The organism is Rhodococcus sp. NPDC056506 (assembly GCF_042794945.1).
Lineage (GTDB): Bacteria > Actinomycetota > Actinomycetes > Mycobacteriales > Mycobacteriaceae > Rhodococcus_F.
On sequence record NZ_JBHTSW010000011.1, the window covers coordinates 100,500 to 121,897 of the forward strand.

Sequence of the window (21,398 nt, forward strand, 5' to 3'; positions counted from 1 at the left end):
ATCGAACATACTTTCGATAACCAGGGACATATCGGACGACTTTGAGTTCGAGATCAGCCGATCGCGCTCAGGTCCCCGTACACCGTCCGGCCCTCCAGGACGGTGGCGAGCACCGTGATGTCGGCCAGCTCGGTCGGCTCGACGTCGAGGGGATTTGCCGACAGCACAACAAGATCCGCGTAGGCACCGGGAAAGATGGACCCGATGTGATCTTCGCTGAACAGCTGCCATGCGGCGTTGACCGTGTGGGCGCGAACAGCGGCGTCCACGGGGATCCGTTCTTGGGGGGCCACGACGCGACCGCTGGGCGAAAGCCTGGTGACGGCGTCCTGCATGTTTCGTAGCGGATTGGCGGGGGTGACGGGACCGTCGTTGTGGAAGGTGAACCGTTGTCCGGCCGCGAGTGCAGATCCTGCTGCGGCCCAAACGGATCCGTACTCGGGGCCGAACAGGTCATCCACCAGAACGTCACCCCAGTAGTGCAGGTGGTCGATGAAGATGCTGACCGTGACGCCTAGTTCCGCTGCGCGGACGAACTGATCCGGACGCATCGCGCCGACGTGTTCGAGACGCAACCGGTGATCGGGCCGGGGGTGCTCTTTCAGAAGTCGTTCCCACGCGTCGAGAACCATGGTGATCGCGTCGTCGCCGTGGGCGTGGCACGCCATCTGCCACCCCTTGGCGAAGTAGGCGGAACTGATGTCGTGGATCTGTTCGCCGGTGTAGTTGGCGTGCCCGTGCGTGCAGGCGATCCCGAGCGCGCGGGTGGCTTCGGTATCGAGATACGGGAAGCTGGTGGCGATGTTACCGACCCACGGTGAACCGTCGGACCAGACCTTGATGCCGATCTGGCGCACCAGGTCGTTTCCGTCGCCCGGCGATGCCTCGGTAGTGCGCGCGTCGTTGGACATTTCGTAGAGCCGCAAGCGTGTGGTGAGCAGTCCGGCGTCAGCTATCGCGGCCAGGGCGGGCCGCATCTTGGGGTCGAACGACAATTCGGCGATGGTGGTGATTCCGGCAGCGTTCAGCCGGGCGCATTCGGCCGCCACCAGTGCGGGAAAGTCGTCGCCGATGGTCACTGCGTGGCCTGCGACTGCAAACACGGCAGGCATTTCGTACGCGGATCCGTCGAGTGCGCCCGTCGTGTCGTGGCCGTACGATCCGCCGATCGGATCGGGGGTATCGCGGGTGATGCCGGCCTGCACTGCTGCCGCCGTGTTGAAATACGCGACGTGGCCCGAGTTGTGCATGATCACGAGCGGGTACTCCGGTGCGACGGAGTCCAGCCAGGCGATGGTCGGGTCGGGTAGGCCCTTCTGCAGCAACGGGTCCCAGCCATTCAGAGAAGCGCCGGCAGCACCTCGCGAACGAACTGTGTCGACGACGGCAGCGACTACGGCATCCGCCTCGGCGATCGTGACAGGCCGGATGTCGACGACGTCAGGTCCGAGCACGATGGCTTCTTCCAAAGGGTGACCGTGTGGCTCGATGAACCCCGGCAGAACAGTGGCACCTCCGACGTCGACGACGCGGGTATCCGGCCCCACCAGTTCCTCGACGTCCGTGCGCGCGCCAACGGCCGTGATCCGGCCGCCCGTCACGGCGAGCGCCTGGGCGCGTGGTGCTTCCTCGTGCATGGTCACGATGTCGCCGTACAGAACCAGATCAGCAGCCATGGTCAGTCCTTATCGGTTGTCCGCGTACGCCTGTAGGTGTGCCACCTGCTCGGGATCGAGTGAGGGACGTACCTTCTCACGGGCGGTCGCCACGTCCGCGGCCGTCACGTCGGCCGCGTCCATGCTCCGACGCATGGCGGCGAGTGCAGCCTCACGCAGGAGAGCCGAGCAGTCTGCTGCCGAGTATCCCTCGAGATCGACGGCCAGAATGTCCAAATCGACATCTTCGGCGAGCGGTACCGACTTGCCGGAAGCACGCAGAATCGCTTTGCGAGCCTCCGCATCCGGAGGCGGTACGAATACGAGACGTTCGAGTCTGCCGGGGCGCAGGAGAGCCGGGTCGATCAGATCCGGTCGATTGGTGGCGCCCAACACCACGACGTCGCGTAGCGGTTCGACGCCGTCGAGTTCGGTCAGCAACGCGGCTACGACGCGATCCGACACCCCGGAGTCGGAACTTTGACCACGACGCGGGGCAAGGGCGTCGATTTCGTCGAGGAAGATCAACGAGGGCGCCGAATCGCGTGCGCGCTGGAACAACTCGCGTACGGCCTTTTCGGAGGCGCCGACCCACTTGTCCATCAGCTCCGCACCTTTGACGGCGTGGACGCTGAGGTGACCTGAGCTGGCAAGGGCACGAACGAGATACGTCTTACCGCAGCCGGGAGGGCCGTAGAGGAGCACGCCGCGGGGTGGGTCGACACCGAGGCGTGCGAAGGAGTCGGGGTGCTGTAGCGGCCACAGCACCGCTTCGGTGAGGGCCTGTTTGGTTTCGACCATGTCGCCGACGTCGTCGAGGGTGACGCTGCCGATCGACAGTTCTTCGGTACTCGAACGGGACAGTGGCCGAATCACTTCGAGGGCACCGACAAGATCTTCCTGCGTGATCTCCGGAGAATCACCGGATTTGGACGCCCGCGTCGCCGCTCGCAATGCAGCTTCACGGCAGAGCGCCGCGAGGTCGGCGACCACGAATCCGGGTGCGCGCGAGGCGATGGCGTCGAGTTCGAGGGTTCCGGTGGGCACTCGGCGGAGCAGGAGTTCGAGCAACGCCTTGCGAGTTGCGCCGTCCGGCAGGGTAAGTGCGAGTTCTCGATCGCAGAGATCCTGGCCGCGAAGGCGCGCGTCGACGGTCTCCGGATGGGCGGAGGTCGCGACGAATGCCACGCCCGGGGTTGCGACGGCGCTGCGCAATTGTTCGAGGATCAGTGCGGACACCGGTTCCGCGGTGGCCGGAAGCAGAGCGTCGATGTCACTGATCAGCAGTACGCCACCGCCGCGCACGGCAGCAACGGCGTCGACGATTCGCTGCAGGCGGGTATTCGCCTCGGTGGCACCGACTCCCGGGCCGTCGAGTTCGACAAGTTTGCGCGAGGACAGGACCGAGCGGGCCAACGTGGCTTTGCCCACGCCGGCGGGGCCCGTGACGAGGACGCCGAGGTGTGGTGAGGCGCCGAGCGTACGAAGCAGTTCTGGTTCGTCGAGTGCCAGGCCGAGCCACTCGGTCAGCTTGGCTGCCTGCGCCTGCGCGCCGACGAGGTGATCCAGCGGAACCGACGGTGCGGGTTCGATCGCGACGGCAGCGGGACTGGAAACAAGCGCACTCGGCGTCAGTGTGCCCGCCGAGCCGGAACCCCAGTTGACTGCCGAATTCGGCTGGACGCTGACCGGACCACCGGCAGGTTCGACGGCCGTGACGGTGAGCAGTTCGGATGTCCACGCGACGCCGAAGGTACGGGAAAGCGCTTGGGTGGCTTCGGAAGTGCTCGTACCCGGACCGAGATCGCGGGGGAGGAGCGAGACCGTGTCGCCGACGCTGACGACCTTGCCCAGAAGGGCTTGTCGCAGAACCGTCGAGCTGATCGAATTTGTCGCCATGGACGAGCCGGTGACGGAGACGGATCGCGCTCCGTACACCGTCACCGGACCGACCACGACGGAAGAGTTCTCGGTCAAGCCGACGTTCGACATGGTGACGTCGTCGAGAAGGATCGTGCCTGCCGGGGTTCCGGTGGGCGCACGGCCCGCGACGGTCGCGGTGCCGCGGGCTCCCATGAGTGCGATGGCATCCCATTCGCGGATGCCCAACGCCGCCAACGCTTCGGGGTGCAAGCGCACGACCCCGCGGCGTAGGTCGGCGGCAGAGGTGTTGAGTCGAACGGTGAGGGCGAGTTCCGGCGAAGTCACCTCTCGAGAGTACGTCGTGGACTAGCGGGGTCGCCGCAATCCGAGACGAGCGGCCGAGCGGCGGCCACCGACGTTGGGTTGGCGTCGGATCGCGCGGCGTTCGGAAGGCTTGATGTCCCAGGTTTCGGGACGTGCTGCCACCCACCGCTTCGAGTGCACGGCAAACGGGATGTGCACCAGGTAGATCGCGATGAGAACGATCAGCAGGATGTACGGGTAGGTGATCAGTGCGGCCGCAGCCAACGTCACCAGGACGAGCAGGCCGGCCGCCATGTGCGGCGGCACGGATACCGACTTCATCGCCAGCGTCGGGATGCGGCTGACGATCAGTGCAGCCGAGAAGAGCGTCCACACGATGACGACGAAGTGCGAAGACCACCAGCCGTCACCCCACTGAGCCGTCGCGGCCAGGGGAGTGAGGGCGATGAGTGCGCCGGCCGGAGCCGGCACGCCGACGAAGTACTCACGTGCGTACGCGGGGACGTCGTCGTCGTCGAGCAGGGTGTTGAAACGTGCGAGTCGCAACACGATGCTGACCGCGTAGATCAACGCGATGATCCAGCCGATGCTGGTGCCGTCCAGCAAGGTCACGTACAGGACCAGGGCCGGGGCGACGCCGAAGGAGATGGAGTCGGCCAGTGAGTCGAGTTCGGCGCCGATCTTGCTGGTGGCGTCGAGCAGTCGCGCGATGCGGCCGTCGAGTGAATCGAGGACGGCTGCGGCGCCGATCATCGCGAGCGAGGTACCGGGCTGACCGTCGAGAGCGAACTTGACGGCGGACAGCCCGGCGCACAGCGCCAGGATGGTGATGACGGACGGCAGCAACCGCACCGCCTGGGTGCGTTTGGGCATCTTCGCGCCGGGTTGGGCTGCTCCCGGCTTCTTCACGGCTGACTTCATCTTCGGCGTCTTCACGGCAGTTGCGCGATAACTGTTTCAGCACCGATCGTGCGTTGTCCCGGCTCGACCAGGAGAGTGGTTCCGGCGGGGAAATACGTGTCGACGCGTGAGCCGAAACGGATCAGTCCGTACGTGTCGCCGATCGGCAGTACGTCACCGACACCGGCGTAGCAGACGATGCGGCGCGCGAGCAGTCCCGCGATCTGGACAACTGCCACGTCGTGACCGTCGGCGGTTTCGATGAGCATGCTGTTGCGCTCGTTGACCTCGCTGGCATCGGCGAGATCTGCGGAGAGGAACTTGCCTGCCTGGTGAACGACCTCTTTGACCGTTCCACCGACAGGGCTGCGCTGGACATGCACGTCGAGAACCGACAGGAAGATGCTGACGCGGGGGCGCGGTTCGCTTCCGAGATTGAGCTCGGCGGGCGGAACGGCGTTGTCGACCAGAGCCACCTCGCCGTCGGCGGGTGCGACGACGACGCCGATGCGGTTGGGCGGCACCCGGTGCGGGTGACGGAAGAACGTGGCGCATGCGGCGGCGGTGGTCAGACCGGCTCGGCGCACCCACTTACGGTTGCGGCCCAGTGCTGCAACTCCCAGCGGGGCCAGCACGAACGGCAGGCCGGCGGGATGAAGTGGCGGAATCGCATGGCGAACCAGATCGACGAGATGTCCGATCCCGGTGGGTTGCGGGGTTCCGGGGGGTGTGGGTCGGCGTGCCACAGGCTCCTCTAACTACTCGGTAGGTCTTCTGCTGGTCGCACTGACAGTACGGGGTGGTAGAGCATCCATAGATTACGTGAACGCCTTCTCTCCTACAGGCTGTAGTGGCATCAAGTACGAGTAGTACCCGACACAGTCGCCGGTGCGTATCGCCAGCGGGAGCGTCGCACCGCTTACTCGGATCACCAGTTGCCGCCCCGGTTGGGCTGCGGCGGCGTCGCGCAGTCGCTGCCGGTCGACCAGTACGCGGAACCTCTCCCGGGGATCCATTCCACCCGGATCCACCCGGGCACCACCGTCTTCGCCGACGCTGACGACGGCACTGTCCTCGGTGCCGTTGAGCAGGGCGGCAAGGTGGTCGCCGCTCAGTTCGACGGCGTTGTGGTGCTCGCGCAGGATTCGGTGATCGGGGAACTCTCCGTCCTCGATCAGGGGACTGGACACTTCACCTCCTGGATACGACGCAGTCACCGTGCGCGCGGAGAAAGTCAGCGTCACGACGCCGGCGACATCGCGTAACAATCGCGCGAAGGCCACGGGAACGACGGCGGACACTGCCAGAGCGGAGTGAACTTTCACCTCGGCGACCGCGAGCCGGAACTGATCAGTGGTGACAAACGCAGCGACGCCGTCGTGAATGTCGAGGTGGACGCCGCGAAGTATCGGGAACTCCGATTCCTCGTTCACGGCGAACATCACGGCGTCGAGTGCGCGTCGTAGATCCCAGGAGTCGATCTCCACGCCGCCGGAGGCAGGTAGCGAGTCGATCAGGCGGTGGATTCTCTCGAGTTCGGCGCGGGCGTCGGCGAGGCCGTCCTCGAGATTGCGCAGATGGGCGTTCAGGCACGAATGAGGTTCCGGTCCGGTCAGGACGGCCATCATGTCGCGGATCGGAACACCGACGCGTCGCATACCGGCGATCACGCGGGCGTTGCGGAGCTGGTCGTCGGTGTACCAGCGGTAACCGGTGTGCGGATCGACGGAATGCGGGACGAGCACGCCTTCCTTGTCGTAGAACCGCAGCGCGCTGATCGGGAGCGCCGACGCCCGGGACATCTCGCCGATCGTCAGGAGGGCGGAACTAGTGGTCACGGATCAATTCTGCCCGCAGTCGCTCGATACCGCCCCTGATCATCCGGCCGTAGCCGTCGTCGGCGAGGGCGCCGACCGACGCCTCGGCCTTCGTCAGATGCTCGACGGCCTCGGCGTCGCGTCCGAGTTTGCGGTAGTCGGCAGCCAGGTTGAGGTGCAGGGACGGATAGAAACCGGCAACCTGCAGTGACGCATGGTGTTCCTGAGCTCGCGCCTCGGTCAACGAATCGGCAGCGTCGAGGGCGCGCAGGTCCCAGCAGAGCTCCAGAGCGGGATCGTCTTGAACGTCGGCCATGTAGTGCGCGAGGGAGACGATGTGGAGCGCGTCTGGGGCGGCGCTGATCTCTTCCCACACCTTCTCGAACGCAGAGCGAGCCCCGGCTCGATCGCCGGAGCTCGCCAATTCTTGTGCCTGCGCTATCTGTGTCATCACGGGATCCATGGAACGGATCCTGATGCCTCGACCTGGTCGAGGGTCAAGCGGAGGTGCGTGCAGCCGCCTCGGCTTCGCTCTTCACACGCTTCAAGGTGGCGTTCATGCCTTCGACCAGATCGACCTCGAAGTCGTCGTTCCCGCCGAACACGGTCTTGACGAGGAACTGCGAGACCTTCGACGTTCCGGTGGGAGCCTCGCGACGCTCGGTCACCTTGGTGCCCGTAGCGGTCGGCTCGAGTTCGTAGGACCAGATCGTGCGGTTCTCCGCGATACGGAACGCCACCGACTTGTTCGGTTCGAAGCGAACAACCTTCGACGACGTCGGCCAGACCAGCAGGCCCTTGCGGTTGACGTTGATCGTCTTGGCACCCTCACGCACGGTCCCGCCGATTACCTTCATCACCTTGCACTGGGGGCTCCATTCGCCCATGCGCTGCAGGTCGGCGACGATTGCCCACACGTCCTGCGGTGATGCGTCGATGTCGATGCTTGCTTCGAGCGTGTTGGACACAGTCTCTCCAGTCGAGTTGATGCTACGTAAAGTTACAAACACTTTTGTCGATCGTAAGCGATCCGTCAATGGACCATGTGTGTCAGGTCACTGTACGGCCGTCCAACAGGGTCGTGCGGGAACACGCGCGGTGGTAGCGGACAATGGTTCGCGCACGTATGACGATCCATCCGACTGGAGTACCGAGAAGTGAACAGCGACGCCGCGACGCAGGATGGCCTCAAGCGAGGGCTGACAGCGCGCCACATCCGCTTCATCGCCCTCGGATCAGCCATCGGAACCGGACTGTTCTACGGCAGCGCCGAGGCCATCAAACGAGCCGGCCCGTCGGTGCTCCTGGCCTACCTGATCGGCGGCATCGCGGTCTACCTGGTGTTGCGAGCGCTCGGCGAGATGGCGGTCCGCAACCCGGTCTCGGGTTCGTTCAGCGAGTACGCGAACAAGCACCTCGGACCACTCGCCGGTTTCATGACCGGGTGGACGTACACGTTCGAGATGGTGATCGTGTGCCTCGCCGACGTCACCGCCTTCGGTCTTTACATGCAATTCTGGTTCCCGGACGTACCGAGATGGATCTGGATTCTGGCTGTCGTCTTCTTCATCGGCGCGATAAACCTGTTGAGCGTCAAGGTTTTCGGTGAACTGGAATTCTGGTTCACGCTCGTGAAGATCACTGCCATCATTGCGATGATCGCCGGTGGCATCGCGATCATCGTGTTCGGATTCGGCGTTCACGACACCGATGCCGGAATCAGCCACCTCTGGTCGGACGGCGGGTTCTTCGCGACGGGCTTCGGCGGATTCGTCGCGTGCTTCGCGATCGTCATGTTCGCGTTCGGTGGCACCGAGATCATCGGTATCACCGCGGGCGAAGCCGAGGATCCGGCGCAGACCATCAGGAAAGCCGTCAACACGGTCCCGGTGCGCATCATTCTTTTCTACATCTGCACCCTCGCCGTCATCATGGCGATCATTCCGTGGCAGACCATCAACTCCGACAACAGCCCGTTCGTCCAGATCTTCGAGAACCTCGGATTGGGAACGGCCGCATCGATCCTCAACATTGTCGTCATCACCGCGGCCCTGTCCGCCATCAACAGCGACGTTTTCGGTGCGGGTCGCATGATGTTCGGAATGTCGCATGCCGGCCAGGCCCCGCAGGTGATGAAGAGAGTCTCCGCCAACGGTGTTCCGTGGATGACCGTTGTCATCATGACCGGTGCCCTGCTGGTGGGAGTACTGCTCAACTACCTGATCCCGGACCAGGTGTTCCTCGTCATCGCCTCGCTGGCGACCTTCGCCACCATTTTCGTCTGGATCATGATCCTGCTCTCGCAGTTCCGTTCCCGCGCTCAGATGAGTGCAGACGAAACAGCGGCACTGAAATTTCCAGTGCCGCTGTGGCCGTACGGTCAGATCTTCGCGATCGTGTTCCTGGCTTTTGTCATCGTGTTGCTCGGCGTCATCGCCGATACCCGAGTTGCGCTGCTCGTCGGTGCCGGATGGCTGGTTCTGCTGACGGGCGCGTACTACAAGTGGGTGAAACCGGCTGTCAGCGCAGCGGATCGAAGTGACGCATGACGGTCGGCGTCTGAGCACCGGTCATCGAGTCGGCCACCATCTTTCCGGTCAACGGACCCAGGGCGATTCCCCACATCCCGTGACCACCGGCGACGTGCACGCGCGGCGAGCGCGTGGCTCCGATCAACGGCAAGCCGTCGGTAGTGCACGGTCGTGAGCCCACCCATTCCTCTTCCCGCGCAGTCCAGTCGATGCCGCTGAGCATCGGCTTGGCCGCATCGACGATCGCCTGCACGCGGCGCGGATCCAACGGCGCGTCGGGGCTGCGGAATTCCATCATCCCGGCCACTCGGAAGCGATCGTGCAACGGAGTGCACGCAACGCGCTGGGTGGGGAAATACACAGGATTCTTAGGGAGGTGCTCGGGCTTGACGCTGAAGCTGTAGCCGCGTCCGGCCTGCACCAGTTTGCGCACACCGAACGGTGCGGCGAGCTTGTTCAAGCGGGCACCGCTCGAGATGACCACGGCGTCGCCGTCGCGTGAATCACCGTGTGCACTGCGAACAGTGACTCCGCCGACCCGATCGTCGATCTGCGTGACGTCGAAACCGCTGACGATTTCTCCACCGCGTTCACGAACCGCGTCCGCCAACGAGTTCACGAACAACGGGGGATCGATGAAACGCTGATTACGCAGACGCAAACCGGCTTTCACACCCTGGCCGAGTGAAGGCTCGAGCGAATGAATCGCGTCGTAGTCGAGGAGGTCGAAGTCGACCTCGCCGCCCGCGGCCTCGACGTGATGGAACTCGTCCACCAAAGTCTGTCGGTCCTTCTCGGACGCAAACGCGGCGAGGAAAGGATCGGCCAGGCGGGTCAGCTCTTTGACGCCACCGTCGGCGAGTTCGTCGTACGCGCCCAAGGCTGTTCGGTTGACCTCGGTGTAGACCGACATCGCTTCCTGCCACTTCGACGGCGTGCAGTGGCGCGCGAACCCGACCAGGAACCGAATCAGCTTCAGATCGGTGGTCAGTGGCACGTACACCGGGGACGACGGGCTGAGCATCGCGCGCAAGCCGTATTGGAGCACTGCGGGTTCGGGCAGCGGAAGCGTCAATGCGGGGGCTAGCCAACCGGCGTTGCCCCAGCTCGCGTCGGCTGCGACGCCGTCGCGATCGACGACGGTGACCTCGACTCCACGTTCCTGCAAGAACCAGGCCGTCGACAATCCGACAACACCCGCACCGACCACGACCACACGATCGGGGCTCTGACGAGTTCCCATGACGCACTCCTTCTACAGACTCTGCTCGAACCGAGACGCCGGTCACATCCGGGTCTGTCTCAAGCATGAATCGCGGGGCTGGCAAAAGGACTGGCCGTTCGGCCATCGTCGGAGCTACCTCGTTGTGGATTCGCACAACGCGCAGCCGCGCCTGCTCAGCGAGCGAGTTTGAACTGCAGCATCAGAATCAAGCGGGTGTCGGCATCGGTCAGGTCGACGCCGCACATCTCCTTGCCTCGGCGCAAGCGGTTGCGGAGTGTGTTGGTGTGAACATGCAGTGCGGCAGAAGAATTCGCTACGTCACCGCCGTGCTCGAGAAAGGCCTTTGCCGTCGCGACCAGATCGCTGCCGTGCTGAGAGTCGTGACGTTCGAGGCTCCCGAGCGGCGTGGCGTCGCCGAGTCCGTCGATGATGTCGGCGACGTGCAGCGCGAGTACAGAGGCCAACGTGTCCCTCATTCCCGCGACGGTTCCGCCGGACCGGCCATGACGAAGCGCTCCGAGAACATGGTCGGCGTCCGAACGTGAAAGATGTGATTCGCTTGCAGACTTCACTGTCCGGCCGACGGCTACTGCCAGGAATTCGCGGCCACGGGCGCGGGTGAGGAAGTCGGCGGACAATCGGCGAGCGTTGGTCTCGTCGGCCGCGATGACAAGGTAGATGGTCTCGGACAGTTGAGCGGCAACGGCGTCGACGGCCAGAGTGTCGAGGTACAGGCTCAAGGACGCGACCAACCCCGCCGGCAGTGGTCCCGCGACTGTTCCGACGGCGACGACGGTGAGCGGGCCTGCCAACCGCAAGTCGTCTGCGGCGCGGAAAGCTGGTTCACCACCGCCGATCAGAGCTTGGACGCGCTGGGATTGGCGACGGCGTGTGCTGTCGACCCGGTCACGCTCCGAGGCGATTCTCTCGGCCACGACGGATACCGCGGAACGAAGTATAGATTCCTGTGTGGGCGTCGGTGTTCCGGCGAGTGCGACCCAGATCGAGCCGACGGGGTGATCGTTCTCGCGAACTGCGATGACCAGTCGCGGCGTGATCGCAGGGTCTTCGAGGTCGACGTAGATGGGATCGCTCTCTCGGTGGAGGCGATCGAATACTCCTGCGTCGGAGAGTAATTGGCGGAATCGGCTGGGTACCTGCCGGCCGAGGATCGTGCCGATGCGAGCTTCGTCCACGGCCTGCTCGCCGCCGGAGTACGCGAGGACAGTCGAGTTCTCGTCCTCGATCGTGACGGGAGCGCCGAGTAATTCGGCCAGAGAACCGGCAACGGAGAAGAGGTCGTCGTCGCGCAGGTCCATGGGTGGGAGCCTACTGAGCGATCGACGGATTTCGGGTTACGACGCCTCGGCAGGACCTCGATGGCGAATATAGGCTGGTGCAATGGCCGACATCGAAGGTGTTCTGTTCGATATCGACGGAGTCCTGCTCACGTCCTGGCAGCCGATCGAGGGAGCAGGGGAAGCAGTACGCGAAGTTCGGCGGCGGGGATTGGCCTGTGGGTTTCTGACCAACACAACCTCGCGCAGTTCGACGCTCATCGCGCAGGGGTTGTGCGACGCCGGTATCGAGGTCGAGGCGAGCCAGATAGTTACTGCCGCCAGGCTCACGGGGGAGTACGTGCGGGCGACGTATCCGGACGCGCGGGCGTGGGTCCTCAATCACGGTGACGTGTCTGCCGATCTCGAGGGAATCGAATTCGACGACGCCGATCCGGAGGTCGTGATTCTCGGCGGCGCCGGCCCGGAGTTCACCCACGAGGCGCTGAGCCGAGTGCTCGAACTTCTGCTCGCCGGTGTGCCCGTCGTCGCGATGCACCGCGGGATGATGTGGGAGACCGTAGACGGCCTTCGGATCGACACGGGAACGTACTTGCCGGGCTTCGAGGAAGTGGCAGGTGTAAATATCGCCGCAGTGGGTAAACCGTCTCTCACGGGGTTCCTGACAGCCACGGAGCTGATGCATGTCGAACCGGAGGCGACGGTGATGGTCGGCGACGATCTGATCGGGGACGTCCTCTCCTCACAACGAGTCGGCTTGACCGGAGTTCTGGTGCGCACAGGCAAGTTTCGGCAAACAGTGCTCGACCTCTCGGTTCAGAAGCCCGACCACGTCATCGATTCGGTCGCCGATCTTCCGGCCCTTCTCGGGGTCGTCCTCGAGGCTTGACCAGCCGGGGGTGACGGACTTCACTCGAGCGGGTACTCTCGCGCCCGAATCCAATGAACCTGTTCCACGAAGGAGTATTCTATGCCCTTGATCTCGTCAGTCTGGTTCCGTCGCTCATCCTCTCGAGTCAGCGGAATTTCCAGTAGTCGGTTGGGGGGCCGCCTGGCGAGAACAGGGGCTGTGATGACTGTAGGTATGGGGCTCGCCGCCGGGCTGGCGCTGACCGGTGCGGGAGCTGCTTCGGCAGCCCCCGTCACGTGTGTCTCGCCGCCGTCGGCCAATGACATCCAGGTCTCCGAGACCGCGAGCTGCGGCGCGCAGTCCGTCGGAGCCGGCCGTTCGCAGGCCGGTGCTGCCGAGAGCGGTACCGCTGTGAGCGTCGCCGCCGACAACGGCTACTCCAATTCATATGCAAACGGCTTCGGAACCGCGCTGGGGGCTTCTCGCGGTAACGGTCAGGCGCAGGCATTTGCGCTCGGCGGCGGTATCGCGCGGGCCGGGGCGGCTGACGGAAACGTCACCTTCGCTATCGCCGGTTACGGAGCGGGCGCTACGGCCGATGCCAACGGCGTCGACTGCGTCGGAGTGCTCTCGTTTGCGGTCAATTTGAGTAACGGACAGTTCTGCATCGCGGGCTGAGGCTCAACCTTGCACTCGGCACGCTCGAGTGCTAAAAATGCAGTTGGCACTCGCGAACCGTGAGTGCCAGGTCGAGGCAGTGAGACCGGGAACCATAGACACCCCCGGTCGTCCGTCGCGGGCACTGACTAGACCACAGGCGTAGATGGGTGACCAGGCAAATCGGTCGCCCGTGTAATGAGGTGACTGGTCAAACGGTCGCCTTGTGCCGATGAGGTGACCCGACGAGCGGTCACCTTGTGTGTCACCCCCTATCCGGAGGATCACTTCGCAATGGCAAAGATCATCGCGTTCGACGAAGAGGCACGTCGTGGCCTCGAGCGAGGCCTCAACGCCCTCGCCGACGCTGTCAAGGTGACGTTGGGCCCCAAGGGTCGCAACGTCGTTCTCGAAAAGAAGTGGGGCGCCCCCACGATCACCAACGATGGTGTTTCCATCGCCAAGGAGATCGAACTCGACGACCCGTACGAGAAGATCGGCGCCGAGCTCGTCAAGGAGGTCGCCAAGAAGACTGACGACGTCGCTGGCGACGGCACCACCACCGCTACCGTTCTCGCACAGGCTCTGGTCCGTGAAGGCCTGCGCAACGTCGCAGCCGGCGCGAACCCGCTCGGCCTCAAGCGCGGCATCGAGAAGGCTGTCGAGGCTGTCACAGCTCGCCTGCTCGAGACCGCCAAGGAGATCGACACCAAGGAGCAGATCGCTGCTACCGCCGGTATTTCCGCCGGCGACCCGTCCATCGGTGAGCTCATCGCCGAGGCTATGGACAAGGTCGGCAAGGAAGGCGTCATCACGGTCGAGGAGTCCAACACCTTCGGCCTGCAGCTCGAGCTCACCGAGGGCATGCGCTTCGACAAGGGCTACATCTCGGCGTACTTCGCCACCGATGCAGAGCGTCAGGAAGCCGTCCTCGAAGACGCGTACATCCTGCTCGTCAGCTCCAAGATCTCCACGGTCAAGGACCTGCTGCCCCTGCTGGAGAAGGTCATCCAGTCCGGCAAGCCGCTCCTGATCATCGCCGAGGACGTCGAGGGCGAAGCTCTCTCCACCCTCGTGGTCAACAAGATCCGTGGCACCTTCAAGTCTGTTGCCGTCAAGGCTCCCGGCTTCGGTGACCGTCGTAAGGCTCAGCTCGCCGACATCGCCATCCTCACCGGTGGCGAGGTCATCAGCGAAGAGGTCGGACTCTCCTTGGAGACCGCAGGCCTCGAGCTCCTCGGCCAGGCACGCAAGGTCGTCATCACCAAGGACGAGACCACCATCGTCGAGGGTGCCGGCGATGCCGACGCAATCGCCGGTCGTGTCAGCCAGATCCGCGCCGAGATCGAGAACAGCGACTCGGATTACGACCGTGAGAAGCTGCAGGAACGTCTGGCCAAGCTGGCCGGCGGCGTTGCAGTCATCAAGGCCGGCGCTGCTACCGAGGTCGAGCTCAAGGAGCGCAAGCACCGCATCGAAGATGCAGTGCGTAACGCAAAGGCAGCTGTCGAAGAGGGCATCGTCGCCGGCGGTGGCGTTGCACTTCTCCAGGCAGCTCCCGCATTGGACGACCTCAAGCTCGAAGGTGACGAGGCAACCGGCGCGAACATCGTTCGCGTTGCACTGTCCGCTCCGCTCAAGCAGATCGCATTCAACGCAGGCCTCGAGCCCGGCGTTGTTGCGGACAAGGTCTCCAACCTGCCCGCAGGTCACGGCCTCAACGCTGCGACCAACGAGTACGGCGACCTGCTCGCTGCAGGCATCAACGACCCGGTCAAGGTCACCCGCTCGGCACTGCAGAACGCAGCGTCCATCGCGGCTCTGTTCCTGACGACCGAAGCCGTTGTCGCTGACAAGCCCGAGAAGGCCGGAGCGCCTGCAGGCGATCCGACCGGCGGCATGGGCGGCATGGACTTCTGAGTCCATCTCCACCTAGCTCCTAGAGCCCGGCCCACCATTCGGTGGGCCGGGCTTTTGCTTGTCTGGAGACGGCATCCTAACGGCGGTCAATCGCATCGGTTCACGACCGTTGGACAAGTTCTTTAGTGCTAAAACTTTAGTGCCAACATATTCAACAAATGATTGAACTAAGTAAGGCTTTAGTGTGAAATCAACTAGTTCTTTTGGTGGAAAAATGCAACCAAAATAGAATATTTCCGACAATCTTCACAAAACTGATACATGTTGCAGTGATCTGGGTTACAGTATTGCGCATCGAGGAGGAAAGTTTCGGTCTGAAGCAATTGAAATGTATCGAAGCAGATGGCTTCATGTCTACGCCTTTTGGTGTGTACAAGTACTATTTTCTATGGGTTGCAAATTTCAATTTCCCGAAATCGTGATTGAAATATTGCGGGAACGATTCGTTGCTCAGCGCATAATGGAATATTTATCTCTGGCGTCTTCGGCCGGATGGTGAAGCTTATCTAATATTGTTGTTAAATTCTTCACGATACAGGTGAGTTTAATGAATGGATCCACTGCGTGTTGATTAAAGGCTCGGAGTGGATGACTGCATCTGTTGCCATATCTGACTCGGCTATGAGTCGATGACTTCCACCCGGGATATCCGCGGGTAGGGGGAACTGACGACACGGAACGCTGCGAGCGTAACCGCGTCGGACAGGCAGTTCGATCAAACCGCCTTACGAGGAAATAGGAGTGAAGAACATGACTGTATCACTGGCGCGAAGTACTACGATTGGTCTCGCAGCTGTAGCTGCATCAGCAGGTTTGGTGTTCGCGGCCGTTGCTCCGGCGTCGGCAACAGCGGGGCCCACGACAACAAGCTTTAAGAACGCGTGTTGGGCCGGTTCACCTGGAAATGTTGCGCAGTTGGAAAACCTTTCTGTCACCGTTGACCACACGGTCGTTGCGCCGGCCGGTCAGCCGAATACCTACACAATCCAATTCGGGGACCAGACTACGCCGAGCTCGTTCCCAGGTTATACTTTCAAGGGATTGAGTGATATTCAGTACAAGCTCTCGTACAATACCGCGACGTTGACAAGTGCGACCAAGACGAGTTCGGGTACGAATATCAGTTCGGGTAGTCCTACTGTTTCGGCTTCAGGCGGAATTATTACTCTTGGGAAGTTTGGAGTCGGCCCGAGCACGACATTCAAGGCACCTCAGATCACCGTTGTGACGACGTCTCCGGTGTTCGATGTAAAACTCTCTACTTCGGGAACCGCAGCCGAGTTCGGTAACTTTGCGAATAACTACTTCAGCTTCAAGGCGAACGGAGTAGCCGTTGTGATTCCAGTCAGTGCATCTACCTCTTGTGTTCCGTCTGACGACATCACGGGGGCGGTTGGAAGTTACCCGGCACTCAATGCGGGCGCCGGCACGCTTCACTAACATTGGATTCTCTGCCTCCGTCGTGAATTCGTCTAGTTGGTCGCGGCGGTGATATGCGGCGAGAACGTGGCCGTCCGTGCAAATTGGCACAGGCGGTCACGTCTCTCGGTCAGCTGTGGTGCGCGGCTGTGGACTTGGTTTCCTCCACAGACATTCCTGTGCTCAGATCATTTGGTGATCCAGCAACGTGGATTCAATCTTATTGGCAGTCATAGCCGTTCGGACTCGGATGGTTGAGAGCTAGCACTTTTGTCGGTGCGTCGGAGTTGAAACGTCCTCTAGTACTAGTACTTTCGCGGGATGTTTCACCTTCGGATTGCGTAGTCGAACGGTTTTGGTAGACAGATCGATTGCCCTCGTCGGCAGATACGTTGCAGTGTGTAGTGCCGCGTTGCCGAAGCTATTGAGTGCGGGGTGTTGATGGATTTCAGTAGAAATTGTGGCCGGCTCGGGCCCGCGACCTGCAAAAATGGAACAGGTTTCAGAAAGCTTCAAAATGTTTAGCCGAAAGTTCCCCAAATCGGGCTCTTCTGCACTACCTTGATGTCACCCCACAGCCGCGGAAAGGGCGCGTACGCCCCGAAGAATATCGGTTACCTGGTTTGCAAAATCTTTCTCTTTGCTGCTCGGACCAGTTCTTTGTGGGCTACTGCAAGTGGTCCGATGTAATCGTCCTATGAGTAAACCAAGACCTACGAAAGGGTGGGAATCAGTATGATCGTCATGTTCCTCCAAGCGACTGCGCAATTGTTCACCGATCTGCTGGCCAACACATGGAGCGGGTCGATGCTGCCGGGCGTAGAGGCCGGCACAGGCTCGTTGGTATCCGCTATCGAACTCAGCTGATCGATAGTTTCAATTTCCGAGGATCTTTCTGACAGTGGGAGTGAATGATGGGTAGTTTGGGATCGGTCGCTGATGTGCTCGAAGGCGAAATGGGAGGGTTGATCAAGTCGGTCATTGCGGGCATCATTTTCGCGCCGATAATGTCGTCGATCGACCTGGGGTGGCAGGTTCCCCCTCTGCCGTAATTCGGAATCGTCAAGACCCGCGTGTTTGGATAACGGCCACGCAGATCTGATGGACTCCGCTGTTTTTCTTTTCAAAACCCGAACGAACGAATTCCAAGGAGTGTGGAAGTACAGTGGATACAGCAAGTTTGATCGACGCGGTCGGCAGTATTGACGCGAACTCGGTCCAGTTGCCTTTGGCGGCTCTCAAGGGAATTATCGAGGGAGTTTTCGCAGCTATCTCTTCTTTCATTGAACTGGGTGTCACAGGATCCGCTGCGTCAGCCGGATCGATCCAATCCGGCCTCGGCTCCATAGCCGGCACCTAATCCGAAGAGGAGAAAGAAATGTTGAACGGATCATTGACGTACCTGTCCGATCTCGTCAGTTTCGGGTCGGTTGATCTCGTGGGCACGATCGGGAAATACCTGAACGCGCTTTCGTCCTTCCCAGTGTGATGAAAGGAAATGCACAATGCTTGAAAGATACCTGACTTCGATCGTGCAATGGGTTATCGACACAGCGGGCCTCACCTCCGCCGGAAGCAAGATGCTTCAGAATCCGAAGTAGGAAATTCTTGGTGGAGTCTGAATTGGAATACGCCACCGAGTCCGAATGATCCCCGAGGCTGACGTACGCCTCGGGGATCATTCGGTTTCGAGTTCCGGTCACGATTACCGATGCAGTGAGACGAGGTAGTGTCGATGCGATTGCCCAGCAAATTTGCGGTGCAGTTGGCGCGGTTGAGCCCGCGTGATGCCGATTTCATCTACAACGAGGCGGACGGCCATCTGGGGCATTTGATAGGGGTGTATTTCTTCGATACTTCTCAGCGCCCTGAGTCGGAGTTCTCGCGCGAGCAAGCAGTCGAATGGGTGACCGCACGGCTCGGCCACCATCGCATGTTCACCCACAAGGTAGGTCGTATCCCGCTCGGACTCGATCATCCGTACTGGATGCCAGTCAATGACTTCGACATCCGTGACCACGTACACGTCACAGACCTCACGGAGCCTGGTTGGGCGTCACTCGAGAAGCCTTTGAGTGCTTTGATGACTTCACGGATGGACTTGACCCGTCCGCCATGGGAGTTGCACTTCTTCAACGGAATCGAAGGTCTCGACGATCTGGACGGGAGGCTGACCGCCGTAGTGCTCAAGTCTCACCACAGCGCAGCGGATGGGATAGCAATCCGGATGTTGGGTGAATCCATCTTCTCGGGCAAAGAGCGAGTCGCCCGACACGTTCCAGTACCTCGACTATTGAAGGTGCGTGTACTCCTCGAATCGTTGGCGAGTATTCCCAGCCAGATGTTCAGATTCGCCCGGAGCGTTCCAGGGAATCGCGCTGCTCAACGAAGTGCGAACGCGGCCCAATCGGCCGGTGAATGGGTCGAGAGCCTCAACGAACGTCCGGCTACCAGGTTCAACGGCAAAGTCAGCGGATCGGGAACGCTGCAGCAATTGACCCTTCCCGGTGCCGTAATCGGTGGGGTCAAACACGCGGTTCCAGGCGCCACTGTCAACGATGTTCTCCTGGCGATCGTCGGTGGTGCGCTGTCGCGGTATCTGACAGAAAATGGTGAGCCGCCAGGGGGATCCTTGGTGGCAATGGTGCCTCGCTCGATGCGCAAGGTCGAGGAGTGGCAGTCTGCCAATCAACTGGTGACCTTGTCAGTCGATATGCACACGTCCGTTGCAGCGCCGCTGGAACGATTGGCACTCATCGCGGAATCCTCGCGTTCGGAAAAGGTACGCACTTCCCACCCTGCCACTCGTCGTGTGGACGCCGCGATCGAAACGGCGCCGGCATTCCTGCTGAGATTCATTGCTTTTGCGAGAAGTAGGAATTCCCACGATGTCACTCGTCCCCGCTACCAGCACACAATGGTGAGCAATATTCCGCTCTCTGTTGAAGGGCTGACGCTGAACGGTGCACCGGGTGCAGCCGTGCTGGCAACCCAGCCCCCGGTTGACGGCGACGGGCTACGGCATTTCATGGTCGCCGCAGCAGGTGGGGGACTGACCCTCAACGTCATCGCGGATACCGCGACCATGCCCGATCTCCAGCATTACATCGAACTACTGCGAGCAAGTTTCGATGATTTGGCGGCGGCAGCCGCGATGCAGACTGCGGATTCACCTGACCAAGAGGTTGCTTCCTGATCGATCGGAATCGCAGGCACCTTTACCGATTGCTGGATCCGGTGATACCCAACGATTCCGAGCAGAACCCAGAGGATCTGCATGTCAGCTCGCTACAATTCGGACATTCGTTCAGCGTCGGAATTGAGGGGCATGCATGATCTTTCGGAACTCGTTGCCAGCCGCGGTATCTCAGATGGGACCGCGAGACGCGGAGTTCGTCTACAACGAGTCCGGCGGACATCTGAGCCACTTGGTCTGCGCCTACTTCTTCGACACGACGGGCCATGCGCTCGCAGAGATGACGCACGACGACGCGGTTCGGTGGATCACCGAAAGATTCGGGTACTGGCCACTGTTCACGAGTCGCCTCCAGCGAGTTCCGCTGGATCTGGACTATCCCTATTGGGTCCCGGCCGATTTCGACGTCGATGATCACGTGCACGTCCATCGTGCCCCTGTTGCCGGGTGGGCGCCGGTTCGTGAATTGCTCGGGCGCTCGCTCGGGGAGCCGATGGACCTGTCCCGGCCGCCCTGGGAGTTGCACGTCATGACCGGCGTGCACGGGATCGACGAGCTACCGGGCAATCTGACGCTGATCATGCTCAAGACCCACCACGGGGCCGGTGACGGTCTGGCGATCCGCGATCTGACCAACCTTCTGTTCTCCGGTCCGCCGAAGCCGGAGACGAAGCGTGCCGGTTCGGGGCTTTCGTCGCTGGATTTGATCGGGCGCACGGTCGTCGGTTTGCCCGGCCAGGCGATCCGTTTCGGCCGGGGTCTGTCCGTGACAAAGGTTGCAGCCGAGACGGTTCGGGAGGCGGAAGAGGCCGGAGAGCTACCTACGTACTCGGCCGACCGCCTACCGACCCGATTCAACGGCGTGCTGGGCGGAGACATCACGATCGATTTCCTGACGTTGGACGGCGCAGACATCAAAGCGATCCGAGCGGCCGTTCCGGACGTGACGGTCAACGACATCTTCCTGACCGTCGTCGCCGGTGCTCTCGACGCATACCTGTCGGAGAAGGGCGAGAAGTCGGCCAGTGGGTTGGCGGCGATGGTTCCTCGATCGATGCGGAAGATAGCCGAATGGGAGTCGGCCAACCAACTGGCGCTGTTGACGGTCGATCTGCACACGGACGTCGAAGATCCGGTCGAGCGGCTGACACTGATCAGGGATTCGGCGCTGATGGCAAAGGAGCGGAGTGCGCACCCAGCCGTCCGTCGTTACGGCACGCGCATCGAAACCTCGCCTGCGGCTCTGCTCAGACTCACCGGTCTCTCGCGTCGGCTCAACAAGCTGGACCCTTCGCACAAGGTCATTCAGAACACGACGATCAGCAATGTCCCGGTATCAGTCGACGGCAATGTCTTCGAAGGTGCGCCGGCGGTGGCAGTTCTCGGCGGGCAGGCGCCGGTCGACGGAGACATTCTGCGCCACTTCCTCATTGCCGCGCGTGGAGGTTCTCTGACGCTCAATGTCATCGTCTCGCGAGAGACGATGCCTGATATCGAGCACTACATCGAATTGTTGCAGGTGGGGTTCACGACGCTTCTGCAGGCAGTTTCTGACCAAAATCGTGAGGTAGTCGAACGATAAAGAGCAACTTGCGTCGGAACTTGTGGTGAATCGACGATTTGTGTTCGGGAAATTTCTGTCGAATTCATCCTAATTAAGGTAATTGTCCGTAATGGTGTCGAGTCGTTATCTCGCGGATTAATGTGACTGTCGACACGTCGAGTGTCTACCGCCGGACTGGT

Annotated in this window: 17 protein-coding genes; 8 read left to right on the plus strand and 9 right to left on the minus strand. The window is 61.7% G+C overall.

Features of this window, described 5'->3' with window-relative positions; genetic code table 11:
- Nucleotides 1-53: 53 nt before the first annotated feature.
- From ACFQ6H_RS12610 to ACFQ6H_RS12640, 7 genes are all read right to left on the minus strand, one after another.
- Complete coding sequence (locus ACFQ6H_RS12610) at nt 54-1,676, minus strand: amidohydrolase (protein ID WP_378646366.1); 1,623 nt, start codon at nt 1,674-1,676, stop codon at nt 54-56.
- A gap of 9 nt (nt 1,677-1,685) precedes the next feature.
- Nucleotides 1,686-3,863: an AAA family ATPase gene (locus ACFQ6H_RS12615; protein ID WP_378447050.1), complete on the minus strand. Its 2,178-nt coding sequence runs from the start codon at nt 3,861-3,863 to the stop codon at nt 1,686-1,688.
- Between the two features lie 21 nt (nt 3,864-3,884).
- On the minus strand, nt 3,885-4,715 hold the full coding sequence (locus tag ACFQ6H_RS12620) for a phosphatidylcholine/phosphatidylserine synthase (RefSeq protein WP_029254795.1): 831 nt from the start codon (nt 4,713-4,715) through the stop codon (nt 3,885-3,887).
- A gap of 59 nt (nt 4,716-4,774) precedes the next feature.
- Nucleotides 4,775-5,488, minus strand: coding sequence for a phosphatidylserine decarboxylase (locus ACFQ6H_RS12625; protein ID WP_378646368.1), 714 nt, complete (start codon nt 5,486-5,488; stop codon nt 4,775-4,777).
- 72 nt (nt 5,489-5,560) lie between these two features.
- Nucleotides 5,561-6,580, minus strand: a complete 1,020-nt coding sequence (locus tag ACFQ6H_RS12630) for a MerR family transcriptional regulator (protein ID WP_378646370.1) — start codon at nt 6,578-6,580, stop codon at nt 5,561-5,563.
- Nucleotides 6,570-7,022, minus strand: a complete 453-nt coding sequence (locus tag ACFQ6H_RS12635; protein ID WP_378549050.1) for a hypothetical protein — start codon at nt 7,020-7,022, stop codon at nt 6,570-6,572. Before ACFQ6H_RS12635 ends, ACFQ6H_RS12630 begins: the two co-directional genes overlap by 11 nt.
- A 34-nt stretch (nt 7,023-7,056) precedes the next feature.
- Complete coding sequence (locus ACFQ6H_RS12640; RefSeq protein ID WP_378646372.1) at nt 7,057-7,527, minus strand: SRPBCC family protein; 471 nt, start codon at nt 7,525-7,527, stop codon at nt 7,057-7,059.
- Between the two features lie 189 nt (nt 7,528-7,716).
- On the opposite strand from ACFQ6H_RS12640, the gene ACFQ6H_RS12645 reads away from it, so the two are divergent.
- A complete protein-coding gene (locus ACFQ6H_RS12645; RefSeq protein ID WP_378646374.1) occupies nt 7,717-9,108 on the plus strand; it encodes an amino acid permease in 1,392 nt (463 codons plus the stop codon).
- Here ACFQ6H_RS12645 and ACFQ6H_RS12650 read toward each other — a convergent pair.
- Both ACFQ6H_RS12650 and ACFQ6H_RS12655 read right to left on the minus strand, forming a co-directional pair.
- Nucleotides 9,080-10,333 carry an NAD(P)/FAD-dependent oxidoreductase gene (locus ACFQ6H_RS12650; protein ID WP_378646376.1) on the minus strand — a complete coding sequence of 418 codons (1,254 nt, stop codon included), beginning with the start codon at nt 10,331-10,333 and terminating at the stop codon, nt 9,080-9,082. The genes ACFQ6H_RS12645 and ACFQ6H_RS12650 overlap by 29 nt on opposite strands.
- A 155-nt stretch (nt 10,334-10,488) precedes the next feature.
- Nucleotides 10,489-11,634: a PucR family transcriptional regulator gene (locus ACFQ6H_RS12655; RefSeq protein ID WP_378646378.1), complete on the minus strand. Its 1,146-nt coding sequence runs from the start codon at nt 11,632-11,634 to the stop codon at nt 10,489-10,491.
- Between the two features lie 82 nt (nt 11,635-11,716).
- Between ACFQ6H_RS12655 and ACFQ6H_RS12660 the strand changes: the two genes are divergently transcribed.
- The 7 genes from ACFQ6H_RS12660 to ACFQ6H_RS12690 all read left to right on the plus strand — a co-directional run bounded on the left by ACFQ6H_RS12660 (nt 11,717) and on the right by ACFQ6H_RS12690 (nt 21,237).
- The gene (locus tag ACFQ6H_RS12660) at nt 11,717-12,502 is read left to right on the plus strand and encodes an HAD-IIA family hydrolase (protein ID WP_003941506.1); all 786 of its coding nucleotides are present in this window, start codon (nt 11,717-11,719) and stop codon (nt 12,500-12,502) included.
- Nucleotides 12,503-12,583: 81 nt separating this feature from the next.
- Nucleotides 12,584-13,141: a DUF6764 family protein gene (locus tag ACFQ6H_RS12665; RefSeq protein WP_019744475.1), complete on the plus strand. Its 558-nt coding sequence runs from the start codon at nt 12,584-12,586 to the stop codon at nt 13,139-13,141.
- Between the two features lie 273 nt (nt 13,142-13,414).
- Complete coding sequence (groL, locus tag ACFQ6H_RS12670; RefSeq protein WP_003941476.1) at nt 13,415-15,040, plus strand: chaperonin GroEL; 1,626 nt, start codon at nt 13,415-13,417, stop codon at nt 15,038-15,040.
- 741 nt (nt 15,041-15,781) lie between these two features.
- Nucleotides 15,782-16,480: a hypothetical protein gene (locus tag ACFQ6H_RS12675; protein WP_378646380.1), complete on the plus strand. Its 699-nt coding sequence runs from the start codon at nt 15,782-15,784 to the stop codon at nt 16,478-16,480.
- 714 nt (nt 16,481-17,194) lie between these two features.
- The gene (locus tag ACFQ6H_RS12680; RefSeq protein ID WP_255246887.1) at nt 17,195-17,326 is read left to right on the plus strand and encodes a hypothetical protein; all 132 of its coding nucleotides are present in this window, start codon (nt 17,195-17,197) and stop codon (nt 17,324-17,326) included.
- 868 nt (nt 17,327-18,194) lie between these two features.
- Nucleotides 18,195-19,655 (plus strand): wax ester/triacylglycerol synthase domain-containing protein, encoded by a 1,461-nt coding sequence (locus tag ACFQ6H_RS12685; RefSeq protein ID WP_378646382.1) that lies wholly within the window; start codon nt 18,195-18,197, stop codon nt 19,653-19,655.
- A 136-nt stretch (nt 19,656-19,791) separates the two neighbouring features.
- Nucleotides 19,792-21,237, plus strand: a complete 1,446-nt coding sequence (locus ACFQ6H_RS12690) for a wax ester/triacylglycerol synthase domain-containing protein (protein WP_378646384.1) — start codon at nt 19,792-19,794, stop codon at nt 21,235-21,237.
- Nucleotides 21,238-21,398 lie beyond the last annotated feature (161 nt).

What these genes read in the sequence shown, in the direction of transcription:
- ACFQ6H_RS12610 (WP_378646366.1), bottom strand. Translation starts at nt 1,676, where the DNA reads ATGGCTGCTGATCTGGTTCTGTACGGCGACATCGTGACCATGCACGAG.
- ACFQ6H_RS12620 (WP_029254795.1), bottom strand. Translation starts at nt 4,715, where the DNA reads ATGCCCAAACGCACCCAGGCGGTGCGGTTGCTGCCGTCCGTCATCACC.
- ACFQ6H_RS12635 (WP_378549050.1), bottom strand. Translation starts at nt 7,022, where the DNA reads ATGGATCCCGTGATGACACAGATAGCGCAGGCACAAGAATTGGCGAGC.
- ACFQ6H_RS12650 (WP_378646376.1), bottom strand. Translation starts at nt 10,333, where the DNA reads ATGGGAACTCGTCAGAGCCCCGATCGTGTGGTCGTGGTCGGTGCGGGT.
- ACFQ6H_RS12655 (WP_378646378.1), bottom strand. Translation starts at nt 11,634, where the DNA reads ATGGACCTGCGCGACGACGACCTCTTCTCCGTTGCCGGTTCTCTGGCC.
- ACFQ6H_RS12660 (WP_003941506.1), top strand. Translation starts at nt 11,717, where the DNA reads ATGGCCGACATCGAAGGTGTTCTGTTCGATATCGACGGAGTCCTGCTC.
- ACFQ6H_RS12665 (WP_019744475.1), top strand. Translation starts at nt 12,584, where the DNA reads ATGCCCTTGATCTCGTCAGTCTGGTTCCGTCGCTCATCCTCTCGAGTC.
- groL (WP_003941476.1), top strand. Translation starts at nt 13,415, where the DNA reads ATGGCAAAGATCATCGCGTTCGACGAAGAGGCACGTCGTGGCCTCGAG.
- ACFQ6H_RS12680 (WP_255246887.1), top strand. Translation starts at nt 17,195, where the DNA reads ATGATCGTCATGTTCCTCCAAGCGACTGCGCAATTGTTCACCGATCTG.
- ACFQ6H_RS12685 (WP_378646382.1), top strand. Translation starts at nt 18,195, where the DNA reads ATGCGATTGCCCAGCAAATTTGCGGTGCAGTTGGCGCGGTTGAGCCCG.
- ACFQ6H_RS12690 (WP_378646384.1), top strand. Translation starts at nt 19,792, where the DNA reads ATGATCTTTCGGAACTCGTTGCCAGCCGCGGTATCTCAGATGGGACCG.